This is a genomic window from Cloacibacillus sp. (genome assembly GCF_020860125.1).
Classification (GTDB): domain Bacteria; phylum Synergistota; class Synergistia; order Synergistales; family Synergistaceae; genus Cloacibacillus.
Window position 1 is genome coordinate 1 of record NZ_JAJBUX010000007.1, and the last position, 16470, is coordinate 16470.

The following is a 16470-nucleotide window of genomic DNA, read 5'->3' on the forward strand; positions in this document are numbered from 1 at the left end:
CCGACACTTTCGGCCCACTCAAAAGTCATAAAGCCACCACCTTTCTATGAAGTTTATCCCAGTTTGGTACTATTTAAAATAGGACGAAATGGGATTAATTATCTTCCCGTTTTGGATACACGGGACTTTAGGCCTATTGATATTTTCCCAATTTGGTAATATATTTTATTTGTTGAAGGAGGTGATGTTATGGATGGTCTTAAAAAAATGAGAATAGCCAATAACTTATCTTGCCAAGCCCTTGGTTCCCAAATTGGAGTAGGCGCAAATACTATTTCACGTTGGGAAAGAGGGCAAAGGAGCCCTGATGTCGAAATGCTTGTGAGGCTATCTCAAATTTTTCATTGTACTGTTGACGACCTACTAAACCCTACGCCACCCCTGCCCCAAGTGGAGCAGGGGGAGACGGCAACGGCATAGAGGAGGCCAGGCGGCTGCAGGCGGCGTTTTCTTCTTTCCGCTTCGGAGTGGAAGAGGCTCTTGATCTGGGAGAGGACGGGCGGTTTGACGATCCGCTGACAAGGGAGAGTGCAATAAATTTGTACAATGCTCTTGAAGAAGCCCTCAAGTAGTTGGCAGAGCGTCGCTCTTTGACAAATGAATATTGGCGACAAGATTAAGTGACAGGAAGGTGTGATTGGCTATGGCGTTGAAGGTATCTCTGGAAATTGCCAATAACTCTTCTTCTCTATGTGTACAGAGGAGGATTTCAGTTTTCGGTATGCTGGCTATTGATACTGCTGAGGAGGAAGCGCTTGAGTTGTTTCGTCTCTCTTGGGAGAGGGTAGTCACTCCGATTCAGAGAGGACTAGGCTTGATAGATGACGCCGCGGACCTTTTACCAGAGGACGACGAGGATTTTGAACTTTTTTAGGAAGCTCTCCGGTAATGATCTGAGGGATAACGGCCGCATTGACGCCCCAGAGGTGCGGGCGAAGATTGAAAGGGGGATTCACGTTTTACAGGAGGCGCTTGTTTAAAGGCGCGCTGAACCTTGAAAACTCAATATGGGAGGCAAGCTTTTTGTAGAAGGAGGCGTAAGTATGGGCAGGGCCCGCATCGAGGAATACAAAGTAAATGTCTTTTTCCCCTCGATTGAGGATCGTCGTAACGAGGATCCCGGACAGGCAGCAATCAGGGAGGCCAATCTGAGAAGGGCCCGCGCCTGGTTTGATTCGCTGTTCGATATGTACTATGAGAGCTGTACTTGCAGGAGTAAAAAGGAGGTTGGTTTATGAAACTATCGTGGTACTTGGTATTTATTGCAGTAGTTTTTGTGTTTTTTCATGGCTTGGGAAGAGGGGAGGCAAAGCGTGCTGATGCACTAAAGAAAAATTTTTTCTACGACAAGTCGTATGCTGAAATGTATCGTCATCTTATCCACCTCGGCATGAATGAATTAACGAAAGACAAGAAACAGAACGCTTAGCTACCTACGCTAAGAGCTAAGCGTTTCACCAGCACCATGACAATCGAATACCGGGCATATGAAATTTTTTGAAATAAGGATGTGGTTTACGTGGAGTCCATGAAAGAGACGGAAAAATCTTTTCCTCCCAATGTAATGGCCATAAGTCTTATAACTATGGCGATTACTGGAGTCTGCCATATGATGTTTTCCGCAGTCTGCCTTGTTTTAGCTGTTGCTGCTGCAAAAGGATGGTTGGCGGCTTTTCTCTACGCTGCAAGTCTCATGAATTTTATGTTCGCGGTGATACACCTGGGCAATCCTTTAACCGGCTTGTCCGGCATCCGCAACACAGGAGTCAAGAAATAAGCAGCCTAATTCTGTAAGTCTGAATTTGTTGGGGTCTGGCGGAACAAGTGCTGTGTGTTGAAAAAACACTCGCGAGCCTGTTGTCGCGCCGCCTATTTGTTTTGCTTCTCAAGGTTCAATTTTCTGCATTACGGGAAGGTCGTCTATGAGAGAGCATCGCTTGAGATTTTGTATACTGACCCTAACGTCAAAATCTTCTGCGTCTGAAGTCTTTGCTAGGACTCGGGTGTCAAAAAACATAACTAATGGCGTAGGGGCGTATGGCATAAACGGGGCTTTTGTCGTTGCTCTCCGTGCATCTTTATACACCTTGTTTAGTAGCTGCGCATCCAATGGTGATAAGTCTTTTATTATCGAGATAAATGCCGTCCTGGGTTCCGGTTTATTTGGATTAAGCTCATTCGCTAACAGATTTGCCCATAAATCCCTTAGCGAAGGATCTTCTTCAAGCGACGCCCACTCTATCCAAGGTAGGCCAAGTTTTAATGTGCATGCACGCTGACTTTCCAGTGAAATGCTGGCCGCTCGCAGTTTTTCTTGAGATGCCTTGCATGCCGCGAGCAAGCATTCAGCTTGGCGGCTCGCCACGTATGCCGGAATTTGCGGGAAAATGAGAGATAGTCCAGCATACACACCCCCGCAGATTTCTTTCATTACAGAATAGCTATCTTTGATTGGCCCAATATGATTATCAGCCATGTTGGTATTCACCTCTCTAGTGTGTGCCTGTGCCCGATATTCGATTGTCATGGTGGGGTGGTGCATCAATTATATCAGCACTATAACAACTTAAGGAGGTGGTAAGGAAATGGAAACACTTGAAACCAAGCTCGAATATCTGATCGAGCTACTTGAGAAAGAGCGCAGCGGCACGCGCCGATTCCTCACGAAAGAGGAGGCCGCCGAGTACATGGGGATGAGCTCTTATACGCTGGATGAATACCAGCGGCTGGGTAAACTGAAAATCCCCTCTGTGAAGATCGGCAAAATGGTGAGATATGACTTGAAAGACATAGAACGGTATTGCGACGAGCTGCCGCGGCGAGAAAGGAAGGAGGCATAGCCATGAAATCATATTGGTACTGGATATTTATCTCTCTGGTCTTTGCGTTCTTTTACGGTCTGGGGCGTTTGGAAGCGCGGCGCAGAGAGATGGAGCGGATCGAGCTTCGCGAGTGCGCGGCCAGGGAGGAGCGGCGGCGGTGCTGGAATCAGGAGGGCGAGTGATGGAGCAATTTGCGCAGAGCGAGTTTTTCTTTTACCACATCGCGCCTAACCTAACGCTGACCAAATTTGTGTTTTTCTTTGGGATCTTCGGGCTGGTCGGCGTGGTGGCGCAGTCGGTGCGGATTGGGCTGGAAGCGGAGGAGAGAGAGGAGCTTGAGCGTGGGGAAAAGGTACATCTACCGAGGTAAAGAGCTGTTCGTCGCGGACCTCCTCACCGGTTGTTTTAGAACCGTATGGGTTTCGAGTTCGGGCGAAATTCATATCGTCAAAGTACGGGAGCTGCCATTACGACGAACAGTTAAGACGGCGCAGCGAGATTTAGATCGCTTTGCTGAGAAGAGAAAGCTGAAGGAGGCATAACGATGAGCGTTAAGTATTTTTGTGATGTATGCGGCAAGGAGTTCGATTCATGCCAAGGAAGGAAGCGGAGGTCTATCGCCGTTTTAATGACAATCGACGACGAGGAGCAATCTATAGGTTTTTATACCTCAGACACTTGCGACGATTGCCAAACGAAGATTACAGAGCGGTTTGAAACATTTGCGGACGAACTTGATAGTGAATGTGTACATACCGAAGATTAGGAAGGAGACCACGACAATGGAAGAGAAGAAAATCAAGAAGGTTATAGTCGTTTTTGAGGATGAAGAGCCGTTTCTCTATGAAGCGAAGGACGAGGATGACCGCAAGTCCGCCATGCTCATTTACTCCGCGCTTCAAGATGCTGTCAGAGACGGAGGCCTTTCCGCGTTTTTCCTTGCGTATAAGACACGGCGCTCTATGGGGAGCAACGGAGCTTACGGCAACGCAAACGATTGCTTTCAGTTGATGTCCTGTACTCTCTCGGATATATGCTTTAAAGCCAGCAGTGTTCCTAGCGCTGCGATGGATAGTATCGTGACAGTTGCAAAGAAGTTGCTGTTGGGGGAGATGTTGGAAGAAGCGATTAAAAAGCTTGGAAAGGTAAAATCCGCCTCCGAGGAAAAGGAGGTTTTTATCCACGTTCTCAAACTTTTGGCGGAAGAAGAGCCCTCTCAAAAGTGAGAGGGCTTGTCGAAAAGAATTTTGGCGGCAGTTGGCGCTGCCGCCTCTATTTTAGCACAGGAGGCTGAAAACATGAAAAGGTATTTAGTTACTGAAAAGCAGCTCGAAGAATTGAAAGAAGCCTTTGAGATGACGTTGTTTGTAAACCATAACAACGAGCGTTTCTTGAAGTTCCTCGTTGAAGATATAGAGGCGCAAGAGCTCGACATCCGCTGCGAGGATGAAATCAAAAGCTCCGACGAAGTACGCCGGAAGGTTTTCGTTGCAACCTATACCCCGAGGGGGAGTATGTAGATGACGATTACAGCGTCTGAGTTTAACAAGCGCCGCGCAGAGCTGATCCAGCTCCATGAGGAGAACTCCGGCAAGCGCGGTTTTGGCCGCGAGGCTACGGCGAGGAAGATCGCGGCGCTGCTGGGGTATACGGAGGAGAACTGCAGCGGATATTGGGGCGATAGGAAAACTTATTTCGGACTGGATAAGGACAGCCCCGCCCCGATGTTTCCCTGTCCTGTAAATAAGCCTTATGTCCGGCAGAGCTTCCTGCATGTGAAGAGCTGTCCCGCGGGGTTGTGGTCGCCGATGTTGAATTTGCAGATCGGCAATTCCTGGGACGGAAAGTCTACATACGATTTTTGTCCCCGTTTCACCTTTCCCGACGTATGGGCGGACAACGTGCTGGCTACGGCCTTTGATGTCATGGTCTACGATACAAAAAAAGAGGCGTTGAAGGCGGCGCAGCATGAGGGCTGGCTTTGGCTTGACAGAGAGGTAAGTAATCTGGATATGCTTCTCAGAAACCCAAATGACGCCTGTCCAGTATCGGCCGATAAGCTCCGCAAGACTTTCGAGAGCGCGCTGAAGATGTTGACCTGGCTCGGGGAATATGAGCTTGGAGCGCAAATTGACCGGGAGTGTGAGGAGACTGTGAGTCTGGCGGCAGTAAGGACCGAATCGGGGCTTGCGGTACCAGAGAGCGCCATTGAACCGGTTCAGGATGGAGGCAGCAGGATTCTTTACGAATTCCGCTGCTCTAAAGGCCCCTACTCTGTCTCCGCCGACGCGCTGACTTTTGGTGATGCAAAGGCTAGTTTTGGATGCGAAAGCTGTAACTTTTTCCCATGCAGTGGCCCTACATGGGTTTGCCGGACCGTTGGGTGTAGTGAGGACGAAGCGACCGATGTCGAGTTTTCAAAAGGTGAGAAGAATACCTCTTCGGGACAACAGCGGCTGGCGGGCGAGGACGTCATGCCGACCGCCGAGCCGGTCAAAGGAGATCCCGAATTGACGAAGGTCAAGGACAAGTACGACGAGATCCGCCTCAAAATTCAGACTGAAAAGCAGGCAATCAAGGAGATCAAGGAGGAGGCTCTAGCGCCTCATAAGAGCGAGATCAGCGAGAAGGAATCGACGATCGAGCTGATGTCCTTTGTCATGACGCTGTTTGAGGTCCAGACGGCCAAGGCGGAGGCGAAGATCAAGAGCAAGCACGAGGACCCGACCTTTTGTGTGTACGCCTATACGCTGACGGGGTTCAAGGGGGTCCGCGTGCAGGTAGGTACGAAGCAGGATATCCGCGATCTTGAGTATCAGCATGACGGCGTTCATTCTTACGTCCTCGCCGAGTTTTTGAATGGCGAAGAAGTTACGGACAGGGAGGAATAGAAGATGACAAAGGAAAAGATTATGGAGTTTTTGGTTTCTGACGAGGAGGGGCTCGACATTTGGTGTGTGGATTGCCCGGAAAAGATAGAGTATCCCGGCCACTGCGAGGGAGGCTTGCCGATCGAACCCGACGAGGTGAGCTGCCCCTGCGACCTTGAAACCGGAGAAGAGGGCTGCATTATGAGGGCCGAATATAAGGAGATCGAGAAGAAGGCGGCGGAACTGGCGGAATTGGTCAGAGCCTCATTGAAGGGAGGCTGCACAGATGATTGAACCCGGTCTGTATGACGATATCAGCAACGAGGAGTATCACAGCGGCCCAGGGGTGAGCAAGTCGGCTCTGGATATCATTCATCGTTCGCCGGCGCATTATCAGGCGTCGCTATTGTTGCCGCGCACCGAGACACCGGCAATGGTGATCGGCACGGCAATTCACGCCGCGGTGCTCGAACCGGAGACTTTCGAGGCGAAGTTCGTCGTGGCGCCGGAGGTGAATCGGCGGACAAACGCCGGGAAGGAAGAGTGGGAGCGATTTAGGTATTCGGCCTTGGCGGCGGGGATGCGGATGTTGACGCAGGAGCAGTACGACGCGGCGAGGAATGTCCGCGACGCGGTATACGCCAACAGGATGGCGGCGAATCTGCTCTGCGGCGGAAAGGCGGAGCGGTCGGTGTATTGGAATGAGGTGGTGGATGGCGCGGAGGTCCTGTGTAAGTGCCGCCCCGATTATCTGCGCGAGGACGGTATCTGTGTGGATCTCAAGACGACGGAGGACGCCCGCTCAGATCATTTCATCCGCAGCGTCGTCAATTACCGGTATCACGTGCAGGCCGCCTGGTATGAGCGTGGGATTGGCGAGGTCCTGCCGGCGGCGAGGGATTTTGTCTTTCTGGCCGTGGAGAAGGAGCCGCCGTATGGCACGGGGATTTTTACGCTGCCGGATGATTTTATCGACGTCGGAAATTACGCGGCGATGGCCGATTTGCGTACTTTCGCGCGCTGTAAGGCCGCGGATCACTGGCCATGTTACGCGGAAGAGGTTCAGGTGCTGGAAGCGCCTAAATGGTTCAAGGGATAGAAAGGAATGATTGTGATGATGGAGAATAACAATTCTGCGATAGCGACGGTGGCCGAGAATGAGGTTCCGATCAGTCCGTTTACATCGATAAAGACTTTTGAGACGGCACAGCGTATGGCTAACATTTTGTGCAGTTCGAGTCTTGTGCCTGTCCAGTATCAGGGTTCGAAGAATCTGCCGAACTGCGTGATCGCGCTTGAGATGGCGAACCGCGTGGGCGTCTCTCCATTTCTTATTATGCAGAACATGCACGTTATTCAGGGACGCCCCTCGATGAGCGCGCAGTATTTGATCGCTATGATCAACGCAAGCGGGAAGTTCAGCCCGCTTCGTTGGAAGGTCGAGAAACGCGGTAAGAAAAAGATCAATAACTTTGAGATCGAAGATTGTACTTATGTTGCTTGGGCGCGTGAACTGTCGACCGGCGAAGTGCTGGAGGGGCCGGAAGTTACCACGGAGATGGCGGTCAGGGAGGGCTGGTACGGAAAAAACGGCAGTAAGTGGCAGACGATGCCCGATCTGATGTTTAGGTACCGTTCCGCCGCTTTTTTCAGCCGCATGTATTGTCCCGAAATGGCGATGGGGCTGCATACGACTGAGGAGATAGAGGAGATGCCGCCAACTCCGGAGATGAAGAAGGTGGACGCGGTTTCGCGCGCGGAGGAGCTGACGAAGAAGCTCGTCGGCGAGACGGTCTCCTCCAAGGATGATTTTCCGCCGGTCGTTGATGTGACGCCGAAGGCAATGGAGGAGAAGCGGCCAAAGCAGACGCGGCCTGTGGAGGCAGAGCCTGTCTCTGAGGTCAAGGAGGCGGTACCGGATATTCCTCAAGAACCGGCAGTTCCGGAAGCTACGGTGCGTGGACAGCAGTCTATGGATTTTGGCAGTCCAAGCGACGACGCTTTTGAGATCCCCGGCGTCAGCGTCGGGGATGAGGAGCCCTTCTAATGAAGATCCAAAAGTTGAGTATTGAGCGTTTTAAGCGCATTTTTGAGGTGGAGATCACTCCCCGGGGGAACACGATCGAGATCTGCGGCCGCAACGGCCAGGGGAAGAGTAGCATCCTGGACGCGATCTGGCTGACGCTCTCCGGAAACTCCGCCGCCAAGAACAGCGGGACGAGCAAGCCAGTTAAAGACGGGGAGAAGGACGCGGTTGTCCGTCTTGATCTCGGTGAGATTATTGTTACGCGCAAGTGGACCGCCGAGGGAAGGGGGTCGCTGACGGTGGCGTCGGCGGAGGGGAAGAAGTTCTCCTCTCCGCAGGCCCTTCTCGATACGCTGGTCGGCGGTCTGGCCTTTGACCCGCTCGCCTTTTCGCGGATGCCACCGAAGGAGCAGCGCAAGGCGCTGTTGGATCTCGTGAAGCTGGAGATCGACCCGGACGCGATCGACGCCAGGTATAAGGAAATTTACGACGAACGCACGATCATAAACCGTCAGCATAAGAATTTTCTCGCCGCGCTTGCCGAGATAGAGACACCGGCGGCGGATACTCCCACGCAGGAGCTGTCAGCCTTGGAACAGGTACGGAAGCTCGAAGAGGCGCGGCGTCGAAAAGCTGAGATAACGGGCAAGCAGGAGCGGCTGGAGGGGCTGCGCGAACGTATGAAACGGCTGCAGGCGGAGCTTGAGAACGTCATTGCAGAAGGTAAGGAGCTCGCCGCCGAGGTAAAGCAGGCTGTGATCCCCGATGTCGAGGCGATAGAGAAGAGCCTGCTGGCGATTGACCAAGAGAATAAGAAGATTTGGGAGAAGCAGCGGTACGCTGATCTTGTCGTCAGGGCCGAGACGGAAGAGAAGAAATCTCTTTCTCTCACGAAGCAGCTGGAGGATTTGGAGCGGAGTAAGCGCGAAGCTTTCGCTAACGCGAAGATGCCCATCGAGGGGCTGTCTTTCGACGAGGAGGGCGTGCTTTTCAATGGCGTGCCGTTCCGTCAGTGCTCCAGCGCGGAGCAGATGAAGGTCTGTATCGCGATCGCCGCGGCGCTTAATCCCAAGATTCGGGTGATTCTAGTCAAGGACGCCTCTTTGCTGGATGAGGAGAGTATGGAGCTCGTCAACCGCATGGCGGAGGATCTGGATATCCAGGTTTGGCTTGAGCGGGTGAGCGACGACGACAGCAGCGACGGTGTGAAGGTGATTATCGAGGACGGCGCAGTAAGGAGCTAAAAAGATGTATTTGCTGTCCGACGTAGAAAGCAGATTGTATGAGGCTATGGACGAGGCAGGGGCTCCCCCTGCCTCCGGACAGCATTTTGATCTTCAAGATGGAATGATAGTTCGCTATCAGCTGGACGGGGACAGGAGGGGCACAAAAAACGGCGCGTTTCTGGTGCATCTTGACGAGCGGCCTGCCGGCTGGGTTGAGAACTGGAAGACGCAGACGAAGGTCACGTTTACGTTAAAGAATATGCCGCCCCTCTCCGCGGCCGACAAGGAGAGGTTTCGTCTTGAGATGGAGCAGGCCCGTGTGCAGCGCGCGGAGGATGAGGTAGCGCGCCACGCGCACATCGCGCAGAAGGCAAAGATGATGTGGGAGGCGGCTGCCGCCGCCGATCCGAAGTATCCCTATCTGCAAAAGAAGAGGGTGCCGGGATATACGCTGAAGCACGGCTTCGACGAGATCAAGGAGCAGTCTGACGGCACGACGAAGGGCGGCAAGACGGATGTCCTGTATGTGCCGCTTTATGACGGCAAGACTAAGAAGCTGATCAATCTGCAGCAGATATATCCGGACGGGAAGAAGTATCCGCTGTCGGGCGGCAAGATGAAGGGCGTCTTTTCCCCCATAGGCAATAGGAAGAGGGCAGACGGCCCGATCCTCGTCTGCGAAGGGTGGGCGACGGGAGCAAGCCTTTTCCGGCTTACGGGGTTTAATGTGGTCTGCGCGATGACCGCCGATAATCTTATGGAGGTCGTGCGTATGGTCAAGCAGACGAAACCCGACCGGGAGATCGTGATCTGCGCCGACAATGACCTTGATACGGAGAAGAGGACGGGAAAGAACCCGGGACGGGAGGCGGCGACGAAGGCGGCTCTCGCCGCAAACCTCGGCGCGCCGATTTACCCTGATTTCCTGGAGGGCGAGGACGGCACGGACTGGAACGATTATATGGTGCTCCACGGGGAGGACGCGGCGCGGGCGCACTGGAAGAAGAAGTACGACGAATCCCATGTTATGGCGGAGCCCGTTCAGACGGGGGCGATGTCAACGGCTCTTTTCCCGGATATCAGCGCGAAGAGCGGTAAGCCTCTCGGCACGATCGAGAACGTAGAGGCACTGCTTAAGTTCTACCGGATTCAGGTGCGTTATAACGAGATATCCAAGGATCAGGAGATTTATATCCCCGGCCACGACGGGCGCACGGACAATATGCAGGAGGCCAACAATAACCGGATAGTCTCGCTGGCGGCGCGTCATGAGATACCTGTGACCAGGATACCGGCTTTTGTAGACGTTATTGCGGAGCAGAACCGCTATAATCCTGTGCGCGACTGGATTTTATCCAGGAATTGGGACGGCATTCCGCGGCTGATGAAGTTTATTTCTACGGTGCGGCCGCACGATGGTTTTGACACACATACTAGCGACATGATGATACGCCTGTGGATGATCTCCGCAGTGGCGGCGGTATTTAAGGAGCCGCGGGAGGGAGAAGCCCCTTTTTCCACCGCGGGTGTGCTTGTTCTGCAGGGAGACCAGGGCTGCGGTAAGACGACCTGGTTTCGTAGCCTTGCGCCGCGCGGCTCGGGCTGGGTCGGAGAGGGGCGCAGCGTAGACCCGACGAAAAAGGACACGATGATGGGGGCGCTGCGCTTCTGGATCGCCGAGCTGGGGGAGCTGGAATCGACGCTGAGGCGCGATATGGCGATGCTTAAGGCGTTTATCACGGACACGCAGGATGTGATTCGTATTCCCTATAGCAAAAAGCATAGTGTTTTCCCGCGCAGGACGGTGTTCGGAGCTTCGGTCAATCAGGCGGAGTTTTTGTCGGATATGACCGGGAACCGGCGTTGGTGGTGTATCCCGGTGAAGGCGATAGACAACGCCCATAATCTTGATATTCAGCAGGTATGGGCGGAGGTTTATTCGATGTATGAGGACGGCGCCACCTGGTATCCGACGGATCAGGAGAACGAGATCATTCTTAAAGCGAGCTGGCAGTTCACTTTCCCCGATCCGATCATGGATCTCATCCTGGATAAGTTTGACTGGATAGGGTACCCGAATGTGCCGATGGCGGGCATGACGGCGACGGAGGTGCTGAAGCTCTGCGGGATGGACAAGCCGACGCCGCAGGACGTCAAGACCTGTGGAACGGTGCTTAGACGTCTTACGAATAGAGACCCGCACAAGGGTACAGGAGGACAGAGGCTTTATTATCTGCCCTCAACGAAGTATCTGGCCGGTGGCAGATAGGTGGCGAAGCCTGACATGAAAAAAGTCAGTCATATCAACATAAAGTGGCGCACAGTGGCAGAGAAGTGGCAAACAAGATAGTCTAAAAACTCGGTGATACCAACGGAAAGTGGCGATCTTATTAAAATAATATATATAAATATATATATTATGGGTATAAGGGGTATAGGGCAGTGTTCTATTCCGCTTATCTCAAAAAAACTTTTCAAAAACGCGAAAAAAAGCCATCTGCCCAAAAAGCATTGGTATTACAGGGAAATAGTGTGCCGATAGCGTGCCACTTGCGTGCCACTCAATTTAGACACAATTCGGAGGCGATAGCGGATGAAAAGCCGGGAATTGCTGGACTACATCAGAGAAAACGGCATAAAGGTAGAGGTTCGGAACGGTAAGTTGTCCGCGACGCCGAAGGAGAAGGTCGCGCCGCTGGCGAATGATTTTATCGAGCACCGAAAGGTTTTGTTGTTACGTGCCCGCGGGCAGTTTGTGGACTGGCAGGGGTACCAGCGAAGGGTACGCGACGAATGCGACGTACATCACTGTGTCACCTGTTTGGGATGGGTCCCGGAGATAGAGGACGGAGAACGGACGGGGCTGTGTGTGTCGAGGGTGGAGCCCTCGGTGATTTTGGTCGGGAGGAGATGAGGTCATGATAAAACCGAGACCATATCAGACTGAAATAGTAAATACTGTCTGTGCGGAGTGGCGGAACGGCGTAACGCGGCAGCTGGTGAGTTTGCCGACGGGATGCCACGCGGCAGGGACAGAGATTTTGATGTATGACGGTTCCGTTAAGAAGGTTGAAGATGTTCGCGTCGCTGAATTGCTAATGGGGCCGGATTCAAAACCGAGGCTTGTATTCAGCCTTATTCGTAATAAGGGACGCATGTATAAGATTACGCCTGTCAAGGGCGAGCCGTTTGTCGTGAACGAAGAGCATGTGTTGAGCTTGGAGAAGACTAACGAAAGGTCGAATCCTGGCCGCGTTTATGAGAGTACGAGGCGCAGGCGCGAGAATATCTCGGTGAAAGAGTATCTCGGCAAGAGCAAGACTTATAAGCATACGCACAAGCTGTATCGCTGCGCGGTGGATTTTCCGCACGACGACATAAGGATACAAAAGGAGGATATCTCGCCTTATTTTCTTGGCGTCCTTTTAGGCGACGGTTCTTTTGTGAACGGAAATCTTATGGTCACGACGCCGGACAAAGAAGTGAGCGCGGCGTGTTACCGCGAGGCCGCGCGTTTCGGGCTGGATGTGAGGCGCGAGGATATGCCGGGGAACGCGGCGAGAAATTATCACTTTGTCCCCGTTGAAAGGCAAAAAGCAAAGAAAAATTCAAACGGCATCAGAGAGGCGCTGAAAAGACTGGGGCTTTTGAATTTGCGCTGTGGGGAAAAGTTCATCCCATACGCATATAAGACGGGGAGCCGTGCGGCGCGTCTTGAAATTCTGGCCGGGCTTATTGATACAGACGGTTCGCTTGGCCACGGGTTCGAGTTTTCCAGCAAGTCGCTGAGGCTTGCGGAGGACGTCGCATTTGTGGCGCGCAGTCTCGGATTCGCGGCCTATAGGAGCGTCAAGACCGTGAATGGCGAGGAATACCAGAGGGTGTCCATCTCCGGGCGGTGCGAGATTATCCCGACGAAGGTCGAGAGGAAGCAGGCGTCGCCTCGCAAGCAGAAGAAGAGCGTCCTTTTGACTGGATTCTCTGTGGAGTATGTCGGTGAGGGTGATTATTACGGATTCCACATTGGCGGCGACCATCTCTATCTGATGGGAGATTTCACGGTTACGCACAACAGCGGCAAGACGATATGTTTTGCCCTGCTGGCGCAGAAGCTCGGCGTGCCTACGCTGGTGCTCGCGCACCGCGAGGAACTGCTGCTGCAGGCGAAGGCGAAGATCCGCATGGTAGATCCGACGGCGAATGTTGGGATTCTCCAGGCGCAGACGCTGGATGGGCTGTACAGCCATATTTGTGTGGCGAGCGTACAGACTGCGGTGCGGCCGGCGCGGATAGACGCGCTTCGCCGGCGCGGCTTCCAGATGGTGATCGTGGACGAGGCGCACCACGCGACGAGTATAAATACTTACGGCACGATTTTGGACGCGCTCGGCTTTATGGGCGAGGACAGGGAGAAGCTGCTTGTCGGGGTGACGGCCACGGCCTTCCGCGGCGACGGCATAGGGCTGGGCGGCGTCTTTGACAAGATAGTTTATGAGCGGACTATCCTGGCCATGATACGCGGCGGATATCTGTGTGACGCGCGCGGTCGCAGCGTAAAGACGTCGGCGGACCTTTCCGGCGTGCATACTAAGGCCGGAGACTTCGCCACGGCGGAGCTGTCGCTCGCGGTGAATACGGAGGAGCGGAATAGGATTATCGTTAAGTCGTATCTGGATCATGCCGCTGGCCGTAAGGCTATCGTCTTTTGCTGCGATATAAAGCATTCGCAGGATTTGGCGGCGGCATTCCGCGACGCGGGGGTAGCCGCAGAGGCGGTATGGGGCGCGATGGAGGGACGCAGGGAGATCCTCGACGGTTACGCAATCGGCCGGATAAGGGTCATTTGTAACTGCAATGTGCTGACGGAGGGCTTTGACGACCCGACGACGGCGGCGGTGTTGCTGGCCAGGCCGACGAAGAGCCGTACTTTATATATACAGATGGTCGGGCGCGGCTTGCGGCTGGCGCCTGAGAAAACAGACTGCCTGGTGATGGATTTCGCGGACATGGCCGGGAAGCATAATTTGTGCAGTCTGGCGTCGCTCTCCGGAGCGAATGCGAAGTTCAAGGTCAAGCAGGGGCAGACGCTTACTGAGGCGATGGAGGAGATCGATGCCTCCGAGGTGTGGAAGAAGGAGCGCATCGGCGACATAACGAGCGAGGAAGTTGAGCTCTTCGAGCGTAGCCGCTTTGTTTGGACGCCGACATCCGACGGGCATTATAAGCTCGTGATCGGGGCGGAGACGCTTTGGATTCGGAAAATGGCTGGCTTGTATGTGCCATTTACGTATCCGCAGGGAGCCGAGAAGGCCACCGCTTTGGCCGACACGCCGCTGCCGTTGGGGTATGCCCAGGGTGTCGCGGAGGATTACGCGAGGATCAACGCGAAGAACACGAAGTTGATTGACCGCACGTCGAAGTGGCGTAAAGAGGCTGCCAGCGAGAGGCAGCTTGCGCAGCTGAAGAAGTGGCGGATTCCGCACGCGGAGGGTATTTCCAGAGGAGAGGTGTCGGAGATGCTTTCTTTGGAGATCGAGCGGCGGACGGCGAAGAATAACGGCCCGGCGACGGCGAAGCAGATCCACCATATCCGCTGCAAGCTGGGCATCCCGGTTCCGGAGACGATTACCTTTGCGGAGGCCAGGCGGCTGATCGTAGAGGGAGAAAAGCAGAAGGTGGTGGCATAGATGGCGGAGTTTGATATGCCTGGAATAGGCAGGGTACGGATGGCGCTTACTAAGTTGGCGAATGAGCCGTCCGTTAAGGGTAACGAGGATATTAAAAAGGCGTTGATAAAGGCGCTGTATACGGAGATTCGCGCCGCGAGGATAGCTGGCCATTCTTGGAATAAGGTCAGGGAGGCGATTCTCGCTGATGTAAGTATACGACTCTCGGAACAAGCACTAGTGAGGTATTTTGCGGAGGTCGATAAGGAATACGAAGAGAGAACTGGCGTCAAGGCTCTGCCGATGCGAGTGTCACAGATTCGGCGGAAAAAAGCTGTCGGACGACCGCGCAAGATAAAGGATGAGGCGTGCACAGATGTCTAAGATTGTGATTGGGATTGATCCCGGGGCGAAGGGCGGTATCGCGGTGCTTGAGACGGCTGCTGACGGCAGCTTGATCGTAATGGCGGCGGAGGCGGCTCCGACATGCGCCTTTGAGCTGCATATGTTTGGCAACCGGATGGGGTTCTTTTTCCGTGAGCACGAGTGCCACGCCTTTCTTGAGCGGGTCCACGCGATGCTGAAGCAGGGGGTCTCGTCGATGTTCACGTTTGGGCGCAGCGTCGGGATGTGGGAGGGATTTCTCGGCTGCTGGGGGATAAAGTGCGACTACGTGGAACCGCAGGTCTGGCAGAAGATCACGGCCCCGATGGCCGGGCTGACGACGAAGGATAGGTCGATCAGGTTCGCTTCGGTGGCGTTCCCGGATACGCCGCTTGTGCCGAAAGGCGGACGAAAACCGAGTGACGGAATCGCGGATGCGCTTTGTATTGCGTATTATGGGGCGAAGAGGGTGAGGGCAAAATAATGAGCAGTATGCTGATATACCTGTTGGCCTGGCTGTGTGTTAATGCGGCGCTGTACCTTTTTGCAATGTGGAAAGAGGCTGGGGGTCTGGAATATGTGGCTATTTTTGTTTTTATGATCACGTCTGTCCCGTGGAAACAATGGCCGCAGTGTTAACCGAAAATTTTTAAGAAGGAGCTGAGGGACTTGTCCAGAAAGGTGAGCTATATACCCAAAGAGGTGTTGCGGATAGAGGATATAATCTGGCTGTTTGCGGAGTATTGTCCCACTGGGCTAGCTTGCTTTTTTGGAGATGCAGATATGCCGGACATGGAAGAGATGGCGGCGATGGTACTGGCGAAGTATGCGACGGCGGAGGATATAGGCCCTGTAGATGGCGGTAAGGGAACGCCGCAGCAGCAGATCATCGTGGAGACTGGCGAGAGTGTCGTCAATGTTATTGCTTCCGTTGGTGGGCTTGACGCGATACGGCGGGTGTTCTTCCTTTATGGCGAAGAGTTCCCTCACAATGCACAGCTATTAAGAGAGATGGATTATATTGGCCGCAGCTTTCGTTATCCCTCGATCGAAGTGTTTGCCTTTAAGCATCATCTCACGGAAAAGCAGTTTTACCGCAAACGCCGGAAGGCATTACTTGAAATCTCTTGGGAGATATACCGGCGATATAAGATGTCCGAAAAGATGTCCGAAAAAGTGTCCGAAATAATGTCCGAAAAAATGGCATAGATTTATCTCAAAACGGGCGATATCATATCAGCATCGAATCAGCGCGTCCGCGGGAGAAATCTTGCGGACGCCTTTTTGTTGGGCGGTGAAGTAATGGCTCGAAGAAAGTTTTATAATTCCGCGAAGCGATACCACCTATCACGGGCTGACGGGGCTGAACCGCCAGACCGCGACGGGAGATTTACGAAACACGCGGGCCGCGCGCATGACTCCCTACCCAAAAGGAGCATGATAAAAAATGGAAAAGACGAAAGAAAACAGAATTAA

22 protein-coding genes are annotated in these 16470 nt (G+C 53.4%); 21 read left to right on the forward strand and 1 reads right to left on the reverse strand.

Translation table 11 applies throughout. From position 1 onward, the window contains the following. Positions 1-189 precede the first annotated feature (189 nt). The 5 genes from LIO98_RS00785 (at position 190) to LIO98_RS00805 (ending at position 1777) form a co-directional block, all read left to right on the forward strand. A complete protein-coding gene (locus tag LIO98_RS00785) occupies positions 190-420 on the forward strand; it encodes a helix-turn-helix transcriptional regulator (protein ID WP_291952406.1) in 231 nt (76 codons plus the stop codon). A 223-nt stretch (positions 421-643) separates the two neighbouring features. Then, a complete protein-coding gene (locus LIO98_RS00790) occupies positions 644-874 on the forward strand; it encodes a hypothetical protein (protein WP_291952407.1) in 231 nt (76 codons plus the stop codon). Positions 875-1043: 169 nt separating this feature from the next. After that, on the forward strand, positions 1044-1238 hold the full coding sequence (locus tag LIO98_RS00795; RefSeq protein ID WP_291952408.1) for a hypothetical protein: 195 nt from the start codon (positions 1044-1046) through the stop codon (positions 1236-1238). Further along, the gene (locus LIO98_RS00800) at positions 1235-1429 is read left to right on the forward strand and encodes a hypothetical protein (RefSeq protein ID WP_291952409.1); all 195 of its coding nucleotides are present in this window, start codon (positions 1235-1237) and stop codon (positions 1427-1429) included. Before LIO98_RS00795 ends, LIO98_RS00800 begins: the two co-directional genes overlap by 4 nt. A 99-nt stretch (positions 1430-1528) precedes the next feature. Beyond that, a complete protein-coding gene (locus tag LIO98_RS00805; RefSeq protein ID WP_291952410.1) occupies positions 1529-1777 on the forward strand; it encodes a hypothetical protein in 249 nt (82 codons plus the stop codon). Between the two features lie 108 nt (positions 1778-1885). Here the strand turns inward: LIO98_RS00805 and LIO98_RS00810 are convergent, their stop codons facing one another. Beyond that, complete coding sequence (locus tag LIO98_RS00810; protein WP_291952411.1) at positions 1886-2476, reverse strand: Abi-alpha family protein; 591 nt, start codon at positions 2474-2476, stop codon at positions 1886-1888. Positions 2477-2585: 109 nt separating this feature from the next. Between LIO98_RS00810 and LIO98_RS00815 the strand changes: the two genes are divergently transcribed. The 16 genes from LIO98_RS00815 to LIO98_RS00890 all read left to right on the forward strand — a co-directional run bounded on the left by LIO98_RS00815 (position 2586) and on the right by LIO98_RS00890 (position 16203). Further along, positions 2586-2840: a helix-turn-helix domain-containing protein gene (locus LIO98_RS00815; RefSeq protein WP_291952412.1), complete on the forward strand. Its 255-nt coding sequence runs from the start codon at positions 2586-2588 to the stop codon at positions 2838-2840. A gap of 2 nt (positions 2841-2842) precedes the next feature. Then, positions 2843-3004 (forward strand): hypothetical protein, encoded by a 162-nt coding sequence (locus LIO98_RS00820; RefSeq protein WP_291952413.1) that lies wholly within the window; start codon positions 2843-2845, stop codon positions 3002-3004. Then, positions 3004-3192, forward strand: coding sequence for a hypothetical protein (locus LIO98_RS00825; protein WP_291952414.1), 189 nt, complete (start codon positions 3004-3006; stop codon positions 3190-3192). The genes LIO98_RS00820 and LIO98_RS00825 overlap by 1 nt, the downstream gene beginning before the upstream one ends. A 412-nt stretch (positions 3193-3604) precedes the next feature. Next, positions 3605-4048, forward strand: coding sequence for a hypothetical protein (locus LIO98_RS00830; RefSeq protein WP_291952415.1), 444 nt, complete (start codon positions 3605-3607; stop codon positions 4046-4048). Between the two features lie 6 nt (positions 4049-4054). Continuing rightward, positions 4055-4342: a hypothetical protein gene (locus tag LIO98_RS00835; RefSeq protein WP_291952416.1), complete on the forward strand. Its 288-nt coding sequence runs from the start codon at positions 4055-4057 to the stop codon at positions 4340-4342. Continuing rightward, complete coding sequence (locus tag LIO98_RS00840; protein ID WP_291952417.1) at positions 4343-5713, forward strand: hypothetical protein; 1371 nt, start codon at positions 4343-4345, stop codon at positions 5711-5713. Positions 5714-5716: 3 nt separating this feature from the next. Next, complete coding sequence (locus LIO98_RS00845) at positions 5717-5986, forward strand: hypothetical protein (RefSeq protein ID WP_291952418.1); 270 nt, start codon at positions 5717-5719, stop codon at positions 5984-5986. Further along, on the forward strand, positions 5979-6791 hold the full coding sequence (locus tag LIO98_RS00850) for a PD-(D/E)XK nuclease-like domain-containing protein (protein ID WP_291952419.1): 813 nt from the start codon (positions 5979-5981) through the stop codon (positions 6789-6791). Before LIO98_RS00845 ends, LIO98_RS00850 begins: the two co-directional genes overlap by 8 nt. 15 nt (positions 6792-6806) lie before the next feature. Next, positions 6807-7739 (forward strand): hypothetical protein, encoded by a 933-nt coding sequence (locus LIO98_RS00855; RefSeq protein WP_291952420.1) that lies wholly within the window; start codon positions 6807-6809, stop codon positions 7737-7739. Then, the gene (locus LIO98_RS00860; protein WP_291952421.1) at positions 7739-8962 is read left to right on the forward strand and encodes an AAA family ATPase; all 1224 of its coding nucleotides are present in this window, start codon (positions 7739-7741) and stop codon (positions 8960-8962) included. Before LIO98_RS00855 ends, LIO98_RS00860 begins: the two co-directional genes overlap by 1 nt. A 4-nt stretch (positions 8963-8966) precedes the next feature. Beyond that, positions 8967-11213, forward strand: a complete 2247-nt coding sequence (locus LIO98_RS00865; RefSeq protein WP_291952422.1) for a VapE domain-containing protein — start codon at positions 8967-8969, stop codon at positions 11211-11213. A gap of 324 nt (positions 11214-11537) precedes the next feature. Beyond that, complete coding sequence (locus LIO98_RS00870; RefSeq protein ID WP_291952423.1) at positions 11538-11858, forward strand: hypothetical protein; 321 nt, start codon at positions 11538-11540, stop codon at positions 11856-11858. A gap of 4 nt (positions 11859-11862) precedes the next feature. Next, a complete protein-coding gene (locus tag LIO98_RS00875; RefSeq protein ID WP_291952424.1) occupies positions 11863-14631 on the forward strand; it encodes a DEAD/DEAH box helicase family protein in 2769 nt (922 codons plus the stop codon). Further along, positions 14632-14994: a hypothetical protein gene (locus LIO98_RS00880; RefSeq protein WP_291952425.1), complete on the forward strand. Its 363-nt coding sequence runs from the start codon at positions 14632-14634 to the stop codon at positions 14992-14994. Continuing rightward, a complete protein-coding gene (locus LIO98_RS00885; protein ID WP_291952426.1) occupies positions 14987-15478 on the forward strand; it encodes a hypothetical protein in 492 nt (163 codons plus the stop codon). Before LIO98_RS00880 ends, LIO98_RS00885 begins: the two co-directional genes overlap by 8 nt. 299 nt (positions 15479-15777) lie before the next feature. Further along, complete coding sequence (locus LIO98_RS00890) at positions 15778-16203, forward strand: hypothetical protein (protein ID WP_291952427.1); 426 nt, start codon at positions 15778-15780, stop codon at positions 16201-16203. Positions 16204-16470: the final 267 nt, after the last annotated feature.